Annotated in this window: 16 protein-coding genes; 12 read left to right on the forward strand and 4 right to left on the reverse strand. The window is 64.5% G+C overall.

Annotated elements, in window-relative coordinates; genetic code table 11:
* Nucleotides 1-90 precede the first annotated feature (90 nt).
* The 4 genes from ARTSIC4J27_RS09140 (at nucleotide 91) to ARTSIC4J27_RS09155 (ending at nucleotide 4,208) form a co-directional block, all read left to right on the forward strand.
* Entirely contained in the window at nucleotides 91-894 is an 804-nt protein-coding gene (locus ARTSIC4J27_RS09140) for a thioesterase family protein (protein WP_050054885.1), read from the forward strand.
* A 71-nt stretch (nucleotides 895-965) separates the two neighbouring features.
* The gene (locus ARTSIC4J27_RS09145; protein WP_050054886.1) at nucleotides 966-1,508 is read left to right on the forward strand and encodes a PadR family transcriptional regulator; all 543 of its coding nucleotides are present in this window, start codon (nucleotides 966-968) and stop codon (nucleotides 1,506-1,508) included.
* A gap of 101 nt (nucleotides 1,509-1,609) precedes the next feature.
* Nucleotides 1,610-3,283 carry an ABC1 kinase family protein gene (locus tag ARTSIC4J27_RS09150; RefSeq protein ID WP_050054908.1) on the forward strand — a complete coding sequence of 558 codons (1,674 nt, stop codon included), beginning with the start codon at nucleotides 1,610-1,612 and terminating at the stop codon, nucleotides 3,281-3,283.
* A gap of 154 nt (nucleotides 3,284-3,437) precedes the next feature.
* Entirely contained in the window at nucleotides 3,438-4,208 is a 771-nt protein-coding gene (locus ARTSIC4J27_RS09155) for a lipoate--protein ligase family protein (protein ID WP_235436613.1), read from the forward strand.
* A gap of 89 nt (nucleotides 4,209-4,297) precedes the next feature.
* On the opposite strand, the gene ARTSIC4J27_RS09160 is transcribed toward ARTSIC4J27_RS09155, so the two are convergent.
* Nucleotides 4,298-4,555 (reverse strand): mycoredoxin, encoded by a 258-nt coding sequence (locus tag ARTSIC4J27_RS09160; protein WP_050054887.1) that lies wholly within the window; start codon nucleotides 4,553-4,555, stop codon nucleotides 4,298-4,300.
* A gap of 137 nt (nucleotides 4,556-4,692) precedes the next feature.
* Here ARTSIC4J27_RS09160 and ARTSIC4J27_RS09165 point away from each other — a divergent pair, with 137 nt between their 5' ends.
* A complete protein-coding gene (locus ARTSIC4J27_RS09165) occupies nucleotides 4,693-5,436 on the forward strand; it encodes an SOS response-associated peptidase (protein WP_050054888.1) in 744 nt (247 codons plus the stop codon).
* 26 nt (nucleotides 5,437-5,462) lie between these two features.
* On the opposite strand, the gene ARTSIC4J27_RS09170 is transcribed toward ARTSIC4J27_RS09165, so the two are convergent.
* Nucleotides 5,463-5,885 (reverse strand): VOC family protein, encoded by a 423-nt coding sequence (locus ARTSIC4J27_RS09170; protein ID WP_050054889.1) that lies wholly within the window; start codon nucleotides 5,883-5,885, stop codon nucleotides 5,463-5,465.
* A gap of 19 nt (nucleotides 5,886-5,904) precedes the next feature.
* Here ARTSIC4J27_RS09170 and ARTSIC4J27_RS09175 point away from each other — a divergent pair, with 19 nt between their 5' ends.
* The gene (locus ARTSIC4J27_RS09175) at nucleotides 5,905-6,225 is read left to right on the forward strand and encodes a chorismate mutase (protein WP_050054890.1); all 321 of its coding nucleotides are present in this window, start codon (nucleotides 5,905-5,907) and stop codon (nucleotides 6,223-6,225) included.
* An 18-nt stretch (nucleotides 6,226-6,243) separates the two neighbouring features.
* Here the strand turns inward: ARTSIC4J27_RS09175 and ARTSIC4J27_RS09180 are convergent, their stop codons facing one another.
* Nucleotides 6,244-6,633, reverse strand: coding sequence for a hypothetical protein (locus tag ARTSIC4J27_RS09180; protein WP_050054891.1), 390 nt, complete (start codon nucleotides 6,631-6,633; stop codon nucleotides 6,244-6,246).
* 130 nt (nucleotides 6,634-6,763) lie between these two features.
* Nucleotides 6,764-7,660: a hypothetical protein gene (locus ARTSIC4J27_RS09185; RefSeq protein ID WP_050054892.1), complete on the reverse strand. Its 897-nt coding sequence runs from the start codon at nucleotides 7,658-7,660 to the stop codon at nucleotides 6,764-6,766.
* Nucleotides 7,661-7,962: 302 nt separating this feature from the next.
* On the opposite strand from ARTSIC4J27_RS09185, the gene ARTSIC4J27_RS09190 reads away from it, so the two are divergent.
* From ARTSIC4J27_RS09190 to pdxS, 6 genes are all read left to right on the forward strand, one after another.
* On the forward strand, nucleotides 7,963-8,310 hold the full coding sequence (locus ARTSIC4J27_RS09190) for a DUF6504 family protein (protein ID WP_050054893.1): 348 nt from the start codon (nucleotides 7,963-7,965) through the stop codon (nucleotides 8,308-8,310).
* The gene (locus ARTSIC4J27_RS09195; protein WP_050054894.1) at nucleotides 8,307-11,795 is read left to right on the forward strand and encodes a DNA polymerase III subunit alpha; all 3,489 of its coding nucleotides are present in this window, start codon (nucleotides 8,307-8,309) and stop codon (nucleotides 11,793-11,795) included. Before ARTSIC4J27_RS09190 ends, ARTSIC4J27_RS09195 begins: the two co-directional genes overlap by 4 nt.
* Nucleotides 11,796-11,911: 116 nt before the next feature.
* Nucleotides 11,912-13,921: a threonine--tRNA ligase gene (thrS, locus tag ARTSIC4J27_RS09200; RefSeq protein WP_050054895.1), complete on the forward strand. Its 2,010-nt coding sequence runs from the start codon at nucleotides 11,912-11,914 to the stop codon at nucleotides 13,919-13,921.
* Nucleotides 13,922-13,938: 17 nt separating this feature from the next.
* Nucleotides 13,939-14,526, forward strand: a complete 588-nt coding sequence (locus tag ARTSIC4J27_RS09205) for an HIT family protein (protein ID WP_050054896.1) — start codon at nucleotides 13,939-13,941, stop codon at nucleotides 14,524-14,526.
* On the forward strand, nucleotides 14,516-15,139 hold the full coding sequence (pgsA, locus tag ARTSIC4J27_RS09210; RefSeq protein WP_050054897.1) for a phosphatidylinositol phosphate synthase: 624 nt from the start codon (nucleotides 14,516-14,518) through the stop codon (nucleotides 15,137-15,139). The genes ARTSIC4J27_RS09205 and pgsA overlap by 11 nt, the downstream gene beginning before the upstream one ends.
* Before the next feature lie 145 nt (nucleotides 15,140-15,284).
* Complete coding sequence (gene pdxS, locus ARTSIC4J27_RS09215; protein ID WP_050054898.1) at nucleotides 15,285-16,211, forward strand: pyridoxal 5'-phosphate synthase lyase subunit PdxS; 927 nt, start codon at nucleotides 15,285-15,287, stop codon at nucleotides 16,209-16,211.
* The last annotated feature ends 249 nt before the right edge of the window (nucleotides 16,212-16,460 follow it).

Below are 16,460 nucleotides of genomic sequence, written 5' to 3' on the forward strand. Positions count from 1 at the left end.
CTCCGCGTCCTCCAACAACCTGTGCGGGTTGCGTGCCTGCACAACGATAGAGTTAGTCCGAATTCACTGAAATCTCCGGGAGGGCCACCGTTGACCACCGATCTGCCTGAACTGGCCGAAGGAAACTTTTACTACCAGTCCCTGGGCGGCGGACGTTTCCGCTCCACGATCCATGCCCAGGGTGCCTGGAATGTCCACGAGCAGCACATGGCCCCTGCATCCGGCCTGATGGCGGACTGCCTGGAGCGGCACCAGCCGCGGACCGGGCTGCGGATGGCCAGGCTCAGCTACGAGATCCTCGGACTGATTCCCGGCGGCGAATTCCACATCGAGACCAACACCCTCCGGCCGGGAAAAACCATCGAACTGCTGCAGGCGGAACTGAAGGCCGGCGGCAGGACCGCCATCCGGGCCACGGCCTGGCGGATGGTCACCAGTGATACGTCCGAAGTGGCCGCTGTCGAGGACGCCGTGATCCCCGGCCCGGACGAATGCAAGCCCTACGACGGCTCAGCAGTCTGGCCCGGCGGCTACATCCGGTCTCTTGAAATGCGGGTGGCGGAAGGGCACCGGCCCGGGGCCGGAAAAATATGGCTGCGCACGGACCACCCCCTGACGAACAGGGCAGACAGCGGCGACCTCGCCCGCCTGATGGGACTCGTGGACACCGCCAACGGCATCGCCGCCCGGGTGCCGCCGGGCAAGGACAGCTACGCCTTCCCCAACGTGGACCTCCAGGTCCACATGTACCGGCGCCCCGAAGGGGAGTGGCTGGGGCTGGACAACGCCGTCTCCTTCGGCCGGGACGGGATCGGCCTCACCTCAACTGTGCTGCACGATCTGCAGGGCCCCTTCGGGCGCGCGGAACAGATCCTGACCCTCCGCAAAAGCTGACCCCGAGGCAGTCGCCGGATGTATCGTTAAGTGTCGTTGTATATCGTTGGCGATTTACAGAGGAGACCCCCGTGGGCGATTCATATCCGGCAGGCGGCTTCGGCGGAAACAGTATCGACGGCATCTGGCAGGCCGTTGAGGAGCTCCGTTCGCGGTTCGAAAAGCGCGGGGGCACCCGCGCCGGCAAGGGCGAGGTGCGGGCCGCCGTGCTGGCCCTGCTCGCGGAGCGTCCCATGCACGGATACCAGATCATCCGTGAAATCGAGGAGCGCAGCGGCGGCAGCTGGAAACCGAGTGCCGGCTCCGTCTACCCCACCCTGCAGTTACTGGCCGACGAGGGCGTCATCAGCGCCGAGGAATCCAACGGCCGCAAAATCTACTCCCTGACCGAAGCCGGCCGTGAGGAGGCGGCAGGCGGGCCCGGGGCTGCGCCCTGGGGCGCCGCAGGCCCGGTGCCCGGTCCGGGTTCCGGGTCCCTGCCCAAAGCCGGAATTGAGCTGGCGCAGGCTGCAGCGCAGGTTGGCCGCACAGGTTCACCTGACCAGGTGCAGCAGGCCGTGACGGTACTTGAAGAGGCCCGCCGCCGGATTTACGCCATCCTCGCCCAGGGCTGACCCGGGTGCCTTCAGTCCGCCCCCACCGGGCAGATCAGGTGCCCGTTTCCGGGGACACGGTTTCCGGGGACACTGTTTCGGGAGACACCCGCGCCGGAAACATCCGTGCGCGGTACCGCCGCATCCTCCGCTTCGCGGCCTGGAACCTCGCGGTGACCTGGTGGTTCGAGCTGCTCCTCCCGCGGATCGGGCTTGCGTTCGTGGCCGAACGGACGCGCCCAGCCCGGATGCAGCGCTTTGCCCGGCGGTTCCACGTGCTCGCGGTGGACCTGGGCGGACTGATGATCAAGGTGGGCCAGTTCCTCTCGTCCAGGCTTGACGTGCTTCCGCCGGAAATCACCAACGAGCTTGCGGGCCTGCAGGATGAGGTGCCCCCGGTCCCGTTTCCGGCCATCCGGGCCCTTGCGGAGAAGGAACTGGGGGTTCCGCTGGAACGCGCTGTCGCCTGGGTGGAGGAGACCACCATCGCCGCAGCCTCGCTCGGGCAGGCACACCGGGCGCGCCTGCTTCCCGCTGATGCTGCCGAAACCGGCCTGAAGGATGTGGTGCTCAAGGTGCAGCGTCCGGGCATCGACGCAATTGTCGACGTCGACCTGGCGGCGCTGCGGAAGGTGGGCGGATGGCTGAGCCATTTCCGCGTGGTCTCCAGGCGCGCTGACGTTTCGGCCCTGGTTAAGGAATTCGCCCAGACCAGCTTCGAAGAAATCGACTACCTGCACGAAGCCGCCAATTCCGAGCGTTTCGCCGTTGAGTTTGCCGACGACGGGCGGACGGCGGTGCCCCGCGTCGCCTGGGAGCGGTGCACCCGCCGCGTGCTGACCCTCGAGGACGTCACGGCCATCAAGATCACGGACGTCGAAGCGCTCAGGGCGGCAGGTATTGATCCCGCCCTGGTGGCGCCGCTGTTTGCGTCCGTGATGTTCGACCAGCTGTTCACCAACGGGTTTTTCCATGCCGACCCGCACCCCGGCAATATCTTCGTCACTCCGGCTCCTGCCGGCGTCGGGGAACAGCCATGGAAACTGACATTCATCGACTTCGGCATGATGGGCGAAGTTCCGGCCTCCACGCGCAGCGGGCTGCGCAAGCTCCTGATCGCCGCCGCCGCCCGGGACGGCAAAGGCCTGGTGGCCGCTATCCGCGATGTAGGCGTCCTGATGCCGTCGGCGGACGTTCCCGGGCTGGAGCGGGCCATGACACAGCTGTTCGGCCGCTTCGGCGGCATGGGTTTCGCAGAGCTCCGCGAGGTGGATCCGCGCGAGTTCCGAGACTTCGCGGTTGAATTCGGCGACGTGGTCCGTTCCCTGCCGTTCCAGCTGCCCGAGAACTTCCTGCTTATCATCCGTGCGATGTCGCTGACCCCGGGAGTGTGCAGCGCCCTGGATCCCCGGTTTAACCTGTGGGACTCGGTGGAACCTTACGCCGCGCAGCTCCTCCGGGACGAACGCGGCAATCTTGTGCAGGATGCAGCCCGGGAGGCGCTTGACGCCGCGGGTCTCGCGCTTCGCCTGCCCCGGCGCCTGGACAGCCTCATTGAACGGATCGAGGAAGACAACCTGACCGTCGCCAACCCACGGCTTGAGCGGCAGGTGGCCAGGCTGGACCGCACTGCACGGCGCGGGGCGTCAGCCCTGGTCTTCGGCGCGGTGTTGCTCGCCGGCGCTCTGGTGTGTGCCGACGATCCCGCCTTGGGCAGCGGGCTGATGATTGCGTCCCTAGTCCCGCTGCTGCACGGCCTGTGGGTGGGACGGCGCGGACGAAACCCAAGGCTGTGAGCCGGCTGCCGCCGTCGAACGCAAGGCGCAGGGCAACAAACACACTCCTGCGGTGCATCTGAGGTGGCAGGCCACGGCGTAACCTAGGTTTGGCGGTCCGGCCGGCGGCTTGTGTCTCGCTGCGAAGGCGGCCGCCACAACGATGAACTGCACGATGACCACAGGGGAGCCCAGCCACATGCACCATGCCGATCCGGGAAGCCTCCCACTGTCAGTTGTGCGGCAGGAAGTGTCACTGGGCGCCGGGCGGGACCTGGAATTTGGCCTGGAGCTCCTGGCCAGGGCAAGGACCGGCGGGATCGGCCCCACGCTGCGCCTGTACAGGCCGGCCCCCACGGTGGCGTTCGGCCAGCGGGACACCCGCCTGCCCGGTTTTGAAGCAGCAGCGCAGGCCTGCCGCGACAACGGCTTTGAACCGCTGGTCCGCCGTGCCGGTGGCCGGGCGGCGGCCTATCACCAGGGGACGTTGGTGGTGGACCACATCGAACCGGATGCTGACGCCATCGCCGGATCAAAAAGGCGGTTCGGCTACTTTGGGGAGCTGTTTGCCGAGGCCCTGCGAAACGTTGGCGTACAGGCGGCCGTCGGGGAGATCCCCGGCGAGTACTGCCCCGGGGAATTCAGCGTGCACGGCAACGAACACGGCAGCCCCCGCCAGGTCAAACTGGTGGGCACTGCCCAGCGCGTAGTGGCCGGCGGCTGGTTGTTCAGTTCCGTCATCGTGGTGGAAAACTCGGCGCCCATCCGTAAAGTCCTCACCGACACGTACGCAGCCTTGGGGCTGGACTGGGACCCCGCCACGGCCGGGGCAGTGAATGACCTGGTACCTGGTGTGGACGTGGCAGCGGTGGAGGAGGCACTCCTGGCAACCTACGCCGACCACGCCGCCCTCGAGACCGCGCCCTTCAGCAGCCTGGGGGCATAGGAAAAGCGGGTGCAGGCAACAAAAAACGGGACCAACCGAAGTTGGTCCCGTTTCGCTTGTCCGGGCTGCCGCCGTGGCTGCCTTGCCGCTTAGGCTGCGAGGCGGGTCTTGACCTCTGCAGCGGACGGGTTGGTGGCAGCGGTGCCGTCCGGGAAGAGGACGGTGGGCACCGTGCGGTTGCCGCCATTAAGCTGCTCCACGAGTTCAGCGGTACCTTCCACTTCCTCAATGTTGATCTCGTTGTAGCCGATGCCCTGCGCGTCCAGCTGCTTCTTCAGCCGGTTGCAGTAGCCGCACCAGGTGGTGGAGAACATGGTGATGGTGCCGGATTCGGGAGTGAAGTCCATAAGTTTCTCCTATGCGTGGTTCATTGTTTCCTTACCTTCAACGGTAGCGTGCGGGCCCGTATTCCCCGGTTCCCGGCGCTTCACATGACAGCTCGGAGGGCCGGTGTCATGCTGGAGCCATGTGTGGACGTTATGTGATGGCACGTGCTGTAGGGGACCTCCTGGCTGAGTTCGACGCCGAGCTGGAGGAGGAGGTGCACATCCCGCCGTCGTGGAATGTTGCGCCAACGGACGCCGTGCCCATCGTCCTGGAGCGGTTGATTGATGAAGGGCCTGCGCCGAAGCAGGCGCGTCAGCTCCACGTGGCGCGGTGGGGACTTGTTCCGTCCTGGGCCAAGGACCCCGGCATCGGTTCGCGGATGATCAACGCCAGGAGCGAATCCGTGCTTGAGAAACCCGCCTTCCGCAAGGCCGTCCAATCACGCCGGTGCGCAGTCCCGGCTGATGGCTACTACGAGTGGAAGCAGGGGCCGGGGAAGTCCAAGCAGCCCTACTATGTGCATCCGGGGGAAGGCCATGGCCTGGTTTTCGCCGGGCTCTATGAATGGTGGAAGGACCCGGCCTGGCCCGCGGGAGAGCCGGGCGGCTGGATGCTTTCCACGTCCATCCTGACAACTGACACGCCGCCGCCCGGCAGCGAGGACACGGTGTTCGGAAAGTTGACGGCGCTGCACGACCGCGTGCCGCTGCCAATGGACAAATCCACCATGGAAGCGTGGCTGGACCCGCAGGCCGGCGACGCGGCCGGGCTGGTAGACCTGGTTCGGTCCGGGGTCAAGGATGTGGCGTCGGACTGGCACGTCGATTCCGTAGGCAAGGACGTGGGAAACGTGCGCAACAACGGTCCGGAGCTCATCCGGCCGGTGGAGGCCCTCTTCTAGAAGCCCCTGCCCGGCCGGCGCGGGGGCTAAACGGTGACCGTGCCGGCGTCGTCCACTGTCCAGGTGGGGTTGTACGCCACCTCCCAGCGGAAGCCGTCCGGGTCCGCAAAGTAGCCGCTGTACCCGCCCCACGGCTGGGTGATGGGCTCGGCAATGATCTGGGCGCCGGCCGCGGCCGCTTCTGCCATGACCCGGTCCACGTCCTCGGTGCCCGGCAGGTTGTGGCTGAGGGTGATGCAGGGGACGGGGCCGGGAGCACTGACGCCGGCATCGGCCTGCATCTGGCGCACGTCCCAGAGGGACAGCACCAGGCCGTGGTTGGCCTGGATGAACACCACGTCCCCTGGAACCTCGCGGTGGACCGGCCAGCCCAGGCCGTCAACGTAGAACGCGCGGGAGGCCGGAACGCTGCGGACGCCCAATGAAATGAAGTCGACTCTTGGCTGCATGGTTCGATACTGTCAGAGGATGGCGACAATTCAAGGGAACGATCGAGATGCTTTGGCCGACAAGGAACAGCTCGCTGCCGTCCGGGTCGCCGTTGATGAAGTGGATGACCAGATTGTCACGCTGATCGCCCGCCGGGAGCGCCTGATCCGGATTGCCGGAACGCTCAAGGGCGACGACGCCGAGGTCCGCGCCCCGGGCCGCGTGGAGCGTGTCATCGAACATGTCCGCTCCGCAGCCGAGAAGAAGGACATCGACCCGGACATCGTCGAGTCCACCTACCGGGCCATGATCTCCGGCTTCATCGAACTCGAAATGCGGGTCCACAAAGAAAACAGCTGAGCCGCACCGGCCCAGCTGTTACAGGTTTTCCTCCACGGGAACACCGGACTGGAATTCCCGTCCGTCAGCCTCGCTGAAGCCGGTCATCACGTGCCCCTCACCGAGGCCATTGATCGCTGCCATGGGGAAGTGGCCGGTGATGGTGCTGTCCGAGTGGCTGACGCCTGAAAGATCGTAGTTTTCCTCGCCGCTCTGGTCATGGTTGAACGAGAAAAAGGAAATCGGCTTCCCGTTCATGAATTCAATGCCCAGCCGCCGCTGCGACGAGTAGTCCGGACTGGCGGCCACAAGGCCCACTACGTAGGCGCCGGAACCGGGGATAGTGCCGTCCAGATCGAAGGTTGCCACGAGAGTGGAGTCCTGGGCTTTGATGCTGACCTGTTTGAGGAGTGCGTCATGGGTGCTCATGGCACAATCCTGCTCCCTGCCGTTCGCTCCGTCCACCCCTGACGGGTGACTGGAAAGGAAGCCGGAGGCGTAACCGCTGCGCCTCCGGCTTCCCGTTCCTGCTCAGTTTCCGCTCAGGGCCAGGAGTCCCCTAAGAGCATGTGACGTCCACAAAATACGTGTGGTCGCCTTGGGTGTGATCGGCCACGTTTACGCCCACCTGCGCCCAGCCGCGGTTGCCGTTGACAGCCTTGCCGGCCGGCGGCTGCACGGAAACAATGTTGCATCCCGGCTGGCTGTTGACGCGGATGCCATGGGTACCGGCTTCCACCGCCTCAAAGTGGGCTTCGTGGAAGGCCAGGACTGCCGGGTTCCACTCCGAGTACTTGGTGTTGCCGGCGCCGTTGGTATCGGTCCAGTGTGCGGCGTAGCCGTCCATGGCTACCCCGTTCTTCCAGAACCGCACATCAATCTCCACGATCAGGGGGTTCCGGACCTTGAAATTGTCGGTCTTGCTGTACCGGGGGACAAAGCCATACCTGGAGCCCTGGGTGTCCGGGGCCAACAGTTGGGAGGTGGGGGTCACCCAGACCTTGTACACGCCGCCGTTGTTGGGGGTGTCGTTGTACGGGAAAAGCTGGACGGTAATGCCTGTTTCCTCCAGAGGGTCGCTGAGTCCGGTGGCGTGGGCGCAGGAGCCGGAAGCCGCCACGTTCTGGATGACGCCACTGGCGTCAACGGTGAACTGCCGGCATTCGACTGGGTCCGTTGAGAGCAGCGTCTTTCCGGAAGGGTCTGTCACCTGGTAGGAGTAGTCTCCCGCCGGAAGGCCCGCAGCGTCGTCTGGGGCGTTGATGCCAGGGCCGCCGTTGAGGTAGACGTCCTCCTTTGAGTCGTAGATGTTGAGGTTGACGGGTGTGCCGGTCGCGTCCGTGGTGAAGATGGCCCCGGACAGCTGGTTGACGGAAGGGGCGGCGGTGGCAGGGCTTCCCAGCATCGCCATCGAAGCGAGAAGGATGCTGCCTGGAATAACTAGCTTTTTGAACATTGTTTGCCTCGGATCTGGTGAGTCGCAATGAACTCTGACGCGCAGTCAGCGCGGATCCCAAAACAAGAGGCGCGCTGTGAAAGGCCCGGTTTGGGGCCTATCATCGGCTGCACCTCAGATGCCGGAATCGTACGCCTAAGCCGCTTCCGGAGCAACGGCCCGCCCCATGTGGGCCTCTGCCTTGGTATCTTGCGCCCACCCTCAGACCCGTCTAGGCGAAGGATCCAGGGAGGCGTAGACTGGTGATGTTCGAATATATATTCGAACAGTTTCTGTTCTAACTTTTACGTCCGGGAGGCGCCATGGGCATGTTCAGCGAATCCGTTGACGTCTCCTGCGGCGCTGACGGCCACCCGGTTGCCCTTACTTGGGCCGGCCGGTCCTATTCGGTATGCGCCGAACCTGTCCGCTGGTACGAGCGCCGCCAGTGGTGGGCAGAAGAAACCCGTGCGCCGCTGGGAAGTGGTCCCGGTTTGGTTGACCACGAAATCTGGCGGGTGCAGGTGCTTCCTTCCGGCCCAGGTTCTCCAAGTTCCGGCGCGCCTAATGAACAGCTTGAGCCCCTCACCCTTGACCTCACCCGCCATATCCGCAGCGGCCGCTGGCGGCTCCTGCGGATCCACGACGCCTTACATCCCAGAACAGCATGAGCTTCACCCACCTTCACGTATCCACAGCTTTCAGCGCACACTATGGAGTGTCATGGCCCGAGGAACTGGCGCAGGCCGCTGCCGCTGACGGCGCCAGCGCACTCGCCTGCACCGACCGGGACGGCCTGTACGGGACCATCAAGCACCTGAAGGCCTGCATGGGTGCCGGCCTTGACCCCATCGTCGGGGTGGACCTTGCCGTTTATGACGACGACGGTGATCACCGCACCCAGTTGGCCGGCCGGGTGGTGGTGCTCGCCCGGGGCCACAACAACGGTGCCGGCTACCGCGCACTGTGCCGGCTCGTGTCCGATGCCCACGCCCGCACCTCGGGAAAATCCGGAGGGGTTGTGCCGGTCGCCGTGACCAGGGCGGAACTGGCCTCCCGCACCCTCGATCCCCATACCCTGAAACCGGTGCTGATGGTCCTGATCGGGCCGGATTCCGACGTCGGACGTGCCATGGGCGGGAGGCGTTACCTGCGGCCCCGCACACTCTTCAAGCAGTGGCTGGACGTCATGCCCGCGGGAACTGTGGTGGCCGAGATCGTTTCCCAGCTCAGCGCACCGGGAACACCCTTGAGCACCGCACACGCCGTTCGGATGCTCAAACTCGCCGAAGAACACAGCGTCCCGGCAATCCTCAGCAATGCCGTCAGGTACTGCGCGGAGGACGGGGCAGCAACCGCGGACGTATTGGATTCAGCACGGACCCTGAAATCCCTTCCGGAACTGGCCCAGGAACCACTGCTGCAGCCCAACGGCCAGGGCTGGCTGAAATCCTCCCGCCAGATGCTGCAGCTGGGTAAGGAAATCATCTCCGCGGCCGGCTACGGCGCAGAAGACCTCAACCGGCTCATGGCACAAACAGAGGCGCTCGCCGATGTGTGCAGGATTGATCCAGTCACGGACATGGGATGGAAGCAGCCGGTAGTGCCGGAAGCCGCGGTCATCGGGATCAGCCAGGATCCGCACACGGAACTGATGCAGCGCTGCCAGGCCGGAATCGGCAGGAGGTTCCCCGGGATCGCCGGGAACAGCGAAAAGGAAATGCTCCGCCGGCTTGACCATGAGCTGGGCATCATCCGGAACCTGGGGTTCTCCTCCTACTTCCTCACGGTGGCAGAGGTTTCGCGCATGATCCAGGACATGGGGGTGCGGGCAGCCGCCAGAGGCTCCGGTGCATCCAGCCTCGTCAACTACCTCATTGACGTCAGCCAGGTAAACCCGCTGCAGCACGACCTCATCTTCGAAAGGTTCCTTTCCCAGGACCGGGCTACCTTGCCGGATATTGATATCGACGTCGAGAGTGCCGAACGGCATAACGTGTACCACCGGATTTTTGAGCGCTTTGGCAAAGAGCGCGTCACGCTCATGAGCATGCAGAACGGCTACCGGGCACGCGGTGCTGTGCGGGACGCCGGCCTTGCGCTGGGAATGGATGACGGCGACGTGGGGGACATCGCCAAGCAGTTGTGGCGGTTCTCAGCTTCGAAGTTCCGTGAGGCGCTGCAGGAGAAGCCCGAGTTGAGGGAATTTGCCGGCCGGGTGGAACAGCGGGATTCGCACGGCAACCAGCAACTGGACCTGCTGGTGGACCTGACCGAACGCCTGGACCGCCTGCCGCGGCACATCTCCATGCATCCATGCGGTGTGATACTGGGGGACGCCACGCTGCTGGAACGCACCCCTGTACAGCCCAGCGGCCTGGGGCTGCCCATGAGCCAGTTCGATAAGCACGACATGGATCCCATGGGCATGCTCAAGCTCGATGTCCTGGGTGTCAGGATGCAAAGCGCCATGGCATTTGCCGTGCGGGAGATCATCCGCATCCATCCCTCAAAAAAAGATGTGGTGGCAGCAGGAAGCCATGCCCCGGGCCCTGACGGGTCCGGGCCCGATTTCATTGCAGATAACGGCCACATCGATCTCAATGCCATTCCCCTGGATGATGAACCCACCTTTGAACTCATCCGGAGCACCCATACCCTGGGCTGCTTCCAGATCGAGTCCCCGGGGCAGCGCGAGCTGATCGGAAAAATGGCGCCGGGTGAGTTCAATGACCTCATCATCGACATCTCGCTTTTCCGACCGGGCCCCATGAAATCGGACATGGTCCGGCCGTTCCTGGAGCACCGCCACGGGTTTGCCCCTGAGGTCTACCCGCACCCCCTCCTGAAGCCGGTGCTTCAGGAAACCCATGGGGTGACGGTTTTCCACGAGCAAATACTGCGGACATTGGACGTGATGACCGGGTGCGGCCTGGCGAAGGCCGATGAATTCCGCCGGGCCCTCAGCAGCGAGGCCGGGGAATCCCAGGTTGAGGAATACTTCCGCAAGCATGCAAAGGCCAAGGACTTTTCCCCTGAAGTCATAGACAAGGTATGGAACACCCTGAAGTCCTTTGCCAGTTTTGGTTTTTGCAAAGCCCACGGAGCGGCCTTCGCGGTGCCCACCTACCAGTCAGCCTGGCTTAAGGCGCACCACCCTGAAGCCTTCCTGGCGGGGCTGTGGGAACACGATCCGGGCATGTATCCCAAGCGGCTGCTCGTTGCGGAGGCCAGGCGCCTCGGGATCCCCATTCTTCCTTTGGACATCAACCTCAGCAAAGGGGAGTACCGGGTTGAACGGATCCGGCAGGGCCCGGATGCCGGAAAACTGGGAATCCGGCTAAGCCTGAAGGGAATCTACGGGCTCTCCGCCACAGAACTGAAAAGGATTGTTGCCGGCCAGCCGTACGACTCCCTGGCAGACCTCCGCACGCGCTCGCGGCTGAGCAAGCCAAGCATCAAGCGCCTGGCCCAACTGGGTGCTTTTGATTCCCTCCACCGCGAGGCGGGCGGAATGGCCAACCGGGCGGACCTGGTCCAGCACCTGCAGCAACTGCAAAGTGCAGGCAGCGGGCGGAAGGGGGTGGAGGTGCTGGAGGGGCAATTGTCCTTGCCCCTGGGGGATGTGGAACTGCGTAACGTCAAACCCGGGCTGCCAGCACCCACCCTCGTCGAGAATGTCCGGGCGGAGCTGGACCTGATGGCCGTGGACGTCAGCAGCCACCTGATGGAAAGCCACCGCCCCACCCTGGACAGGCTTGGGGTGACCACTGCAGACAAGCTCCTCAGCCTGCGCAACGGGACCGAGGTCCTGGTGGCCGGGGTCCGGGTGGCTACCCAGACTCCGCCCATGCGGGGCGGGAGGAGGGTGGTATTCATCAGCATTGACGACGGCACCGGTTGCATCGATTCGGTCTTCTTCCATGAAGCCCAGGAAAACGCCGGAATGCTCCTGTTCGGAACCCGGCTGCTGCTCATCCGCGGCACCACCAGGAGGACGGGCCCGCGGGGAATCAGCATCAGCGCAAGCATGGCCTGGGACCTCAGCCGAACGGAGACCTTGCCCTTCCCAACTCCTGTTGGCTACGCCGGCGACGGCCCGCATCCCCTTGACGGGATCAGCAGGACCCTGGCAATTACCGGTTTTAGCGGTTGACGCTGCCGTGCGCCGCTTTGGCCGGCCCTCCGCCGAACCGATAGCATTGACGGTGGCTGGCTGTGGTCCCCGTATGCCACAAGCTATGAAGCCTTAACTTTGAATAGGAGACACCCGTGTCAGATGCCCAGCAGATCACCCTTCTCGTCGATGGCGAAGAGACCAAGGTGACTACCGGGACAACCGGTGCGGAACTCTTCTTTGAGCGCCGTGATGTCGTAGTGGCCCGCGTCAATGGCGAGCTGAAGGACCTGGACCAGGAACTGCCGGAAGGCTCCGAGGTTGAGGGCGTCACCATCGATTCCCCGGACGGGCTGAATGTCCTCCGCCACTCCACGGCCCACGTTATGGCCCAGGCTGTCCAGCAGCTGCGCCCCGATGCCAAGCTTGGCATCGGCCCGTACATCGCTGACGGGTTCTACTTCGACTTCGACGTCGCTGAACCCTTCACCCCCGAGGACCTCAAAACCCTCGAAAAGATGATGCTCAAGATCGTCAACCAGAACCAGAAGTTCGTCCGCCGGGTGGTCTCCGAGGACGAAGCGCGCGAAGCGATGAAAAACGAGCCGTACAAGCTCGAACTTCTGGGCAAGAAGAACGAGGCCGCCGAGGCCGGCGAGGGCGTCAACGTTGAGGTCGGCGCCGGCGACATCACCATCTATGACAACGTTGAGCGCAAGGAGGGGACCACCGTTTGGTGCGATCTCTGCCGCGGCCCGCACTTGCCCAACACCAAGATGATCTCCAACGCCTTCGCCCTCACCCGGTCGTCGTCGGCCTACTGGCTGGGCAACCAGAAGAACCAGCAGCTGCAGCGGATCTACGGCACCGCCTGGCCCACCAAGGACGCCCTCAAGGCCTACCAGGAACGCCTTGCCGAGGCTGAGCGCCGCGACCACCGCAAGCTCGGCTCCGAACTGGACCTGTTCTCCTTCCCCGACGAACTGGGTTCAGGCCTTCCCGTCTTCCATCCCAAGGGCGGCATCATCCGCAAGGAGATGGAGGACTACTCGCGGCAGCGCCACGTTGAAGCCGGCTATGAGTTCGTCTACACGCCGCACATCACCAAGGGCCACCTCTACGAAGTGTCCGGCCACCTCGACTGGTACAAGGACGGCATGTTCCCCGCGATGCGGGTGGATGAGGAACTCAACGAGGACGGCAGCATCCGCAAACCGGCGCAGGACTACTACCTGAAGCCGATGAACTGCCCCATGCACAACCTCATTTTCCGGTCCCGCGGGCGCTCCTACCGTGAGCTGCCGCTGCGCCTGTTCGAATTCGGTTCGGTGTACCGGTACGAGAAGTCCGGCGTGGTGCACGGCCTGACGCGTGTGCGCGGCATGACACAGGACGACGCCCACATCTACTGCACGCGCGAGCAGATGAAGGACGAACTCACCAAGACCCTGACCTTCGTCCTGGACCTGCTTAAGGACTACGGGCTGAACGACTTCTACCTGGAACTGTCCACCAAGGACCCGGAAAAGTACGTCGGCGAGGACGCCGCCTGGGAGGAAGCCACCAGGACCCTGGCCGAGGTTGCGCAGGAATCCGGGCTGGAGCTCGTTCCGGATCCGGGCGGAGCGGCCTTCTACGGCCCGAAGATTTCAGTCCAGGCCAAGGACGCGCTGGGCCGCACCTGGCAGATGTCCACCATCCAGCTGGACTTCAACCTGCCTGAACGCTTCGAGCTGGAGTTCCAGGCCGCCGACGGCACCCGCCAGCGTCCCGTGATGATCCACCGTGCGCTGTTCGGTTCGGTGGAGCGGTTCATGGGTGTGCTGACCGAGCACTATGCCGGCGCCTTCCCGGCATGGCTTGCACCTGTCCAAGTGGTGGGCATCCCGGTGGCGGAGACGTTCAACGAGTACATGTTCGACGTCGTCGATCAGCTTAAGGCGGCAGGGATCCGTGCGGAGGTGGACACCTCCTCGGACCGTTTCCCCAAGAAGATCCGCACCGCCAGCAAGGACAAGGTCCCGTTTGTGCTCATCGCCGGCGGTGACGACGCCGAGGCGGGCGCGGTCTCCTTCCGATTCCGGGATGGAAGCCAGGACAACGGCGTGCCCGTGGCCGAGGCAGTCAAGCGGATCACGGAAGCCGTCCGGAACCGGACCAGCTAGCGGAACGGAACAGTACGGTGCAGGAGAACACAGGCGCAGGGTATCCGGGGGATGCCGGCGTTACCGACGACTTTGACCTCGCCGGTGTCCCGGACGCTTTCCAGCGCCTGTGGACTCCGCACCGGATGGCCTACATCAAAGGCGGCCAGCACCAGTTCAAGAACGAAAACGATTGCCCGTTCTGCGTTGGGCCCGCACGTAGCGATGAGGAAGCACTCATCGTCTACCGGGGAAAGACCTGCTACGTGGTGCTGAACCTGTTTCCGTACAACCCCGGGCACCTCCTGGTCTGCCCGTACCGCCACGTCCCGGACTACACGGACCTGACGGTGGAGGAGACAGCCGAGTTCGCCGAGCTTACCCAGACCGCTATGCGGGTCCTGCGGAAAGTGGCGAATCCGGGCGGTTTCAACCTGGGGATGAACCAGGGTGTGGTGGGCGGGGCAGGCATCGCCGCGCACCTGCACCAGCACATCGTTCCCCGCTGGGGCGGCGACGGGAACTTCTTCCCCATCATCGCCCAGACCAAGGCGATAACGCAGACCCTTGATGAGGTCCGCCAGCAGGTCGCCGACGCCTGGCCCGGGGAGACGGATGCTGAATAAGCACGCGCGCGGGTTCTTCACGGCACTATTCACCCCGTTTGCCCGCTGGCTCCTGCGTATAGGCGTTTCACCCGATGCCGTCACGATCATCGGCACGGCCGGTGTGGTGGTGGGGGCCCTGGTCTTCTACCCCGTGGGCCAGCTCTGGTGGGGAACCCTGTTCATCACAGCCTTTATCTTCTCCGATGTCCTGGACGGCATCATGGCCCGGATGCAGGCGGTGGGCGGCCGCTGGGGCAACTTCCTCGACTCCACCTTGGACAGGATCGCCGACGGTGCCCTGTTCGCGGGGCTCGCCGTGTGGTTCTTCACCGGCGGAGCCAATGTTCCCATCGCGATGATGGCCACCGTCTGCCTTGTCCTGGGCATGGTGGTTTCTTACGCCAGGGCAAAAGCCGAGTCCTTGGGATTCACCGCGAACGTCGGCATCGCCGAACGCGCGGAGCGCCTGGTTTCGGTTCTGGTGGTCACCGGATTTACAGGTCTGGGCCTCCCGAGCGTGGTTTTGCTGGTGACGCTTTCGCTGCTCGCCCTCGCCAGCTTCATCACGGTGGTCCAGCGCGTGGCTTCGGTGCGCCGCCAGGCTCTTGCGGAACCGTCCCCGGCGGATTAACACGGATTCAGCCGGCCGGCCGCGGTGAGACTAGTATTAGGACTGCCCGGTCAATGGATCCGGCAACCCGGTGTGTGTAAACATGGCATCTCCTTGCCGCCCTGCACGCCCGGCGAAGGTCATCTATCTACCCATAGGGGTTTTTGTGTCTACACCTGATGTAAGCAACGAGGCCGGTTCGTCCGCGAACAGCGTCACGGGCAGCAGCCGCGTGAAGAGGGGCATGGCTGAGATGCTCAAGGGCGGCGTCATCATGGACGTCGTCAACGTCGAGCAGGCCCGCATCGCCGAAGATGCCGGTGCCGTTGCTGTGATGGCGCTGGAACGCGTTCCGGCCGATATCCGCGCCCAGGGCGGCGTGTCCCGCATGTCCGATCCGGACATGATCGACCAGATCATCGACGCCGTGTCCATTCCCGTCATGGCCAAGGCCCGTATCGGCCACTTCGTCGAAGCCCAGATCCTGCAGTCCCTCGGCGTGGACTACATCGACGAGTCCGAGGTCCTCACCCCGGCCGACTACGTCAACCACATCGACAAATGGAACTTCAAGGTTCCGTTCGTCTGCGGTGCCACCAACCTCGGTGAGGCGCTGCGCCGCATCAACGAGGGCGCGGCGATGATCCGCTCCAAGGGCGAGGCCGGCACCGGCGACGTCTCCAACGCCACCGGGCACATGCGCCAGATCCGCTCCGAGATCGCCAAGCTCGCAGCCCTGCCCGAGGACGAGCTCTACGTTGCGGCCAAGGAACTGCAGGCCCCGTACGAACTGGTCAAGGAAGTGGCCGCTGCCGGCAAGCTTCCCGTGGTGCTGTTCACCGCCGGCGGCATCGCCACCCCGGCCGACGCCGCCATGATGATGCAGCTCGGCGCCGACGGCGTATTCGTCGGCTCCGGCATCTTCAAGTCCGGCAACCCCGCCCAGCGCGCCGCCGCCGTCGTGAAGGCCACCACCTTCTTCGACGACCCCGACGTCATCGCCAAGGCCTCCCGCGGCCTGGGCGAAGCCATGGTGGGCATCAACGTCGACGAGATCCCCCAGCCGCACCGCCTCGCCGAGCGCGGCTGGTAAATCGCTTTTCTGGCGCCTTTGGGGTGCCGGGCGGCGTCATCCTCTGCGTGCTATTCCCCGCGCCCTCCTGGCAGCTTTGTAGCTGGCTGGGGCGCGGGGGCCCTTTTACGCACGCTGCCGGATAACGCCGTCCGTCGCTAAGTGGTCGCCTTGCGTCTTTATGTACGACGGCGGCGGGTCACCTTGTGGGTGACCCGCCGCCGTCGTCCTTTCCCTGGAGTTTTTGTCCAGATATGCAGGCATAAACCC

This window comes from Pseudarthrobacter siccitolerans (assembly GCF_001046895.1).
Taxonomy (GTDB): domain Bacteria; phylum Actinomycetota; class Actinomycetes; order Actinomycetales; family Micrococcaceae; genus Arthrobacter; species Arthrobacter siccitolerans.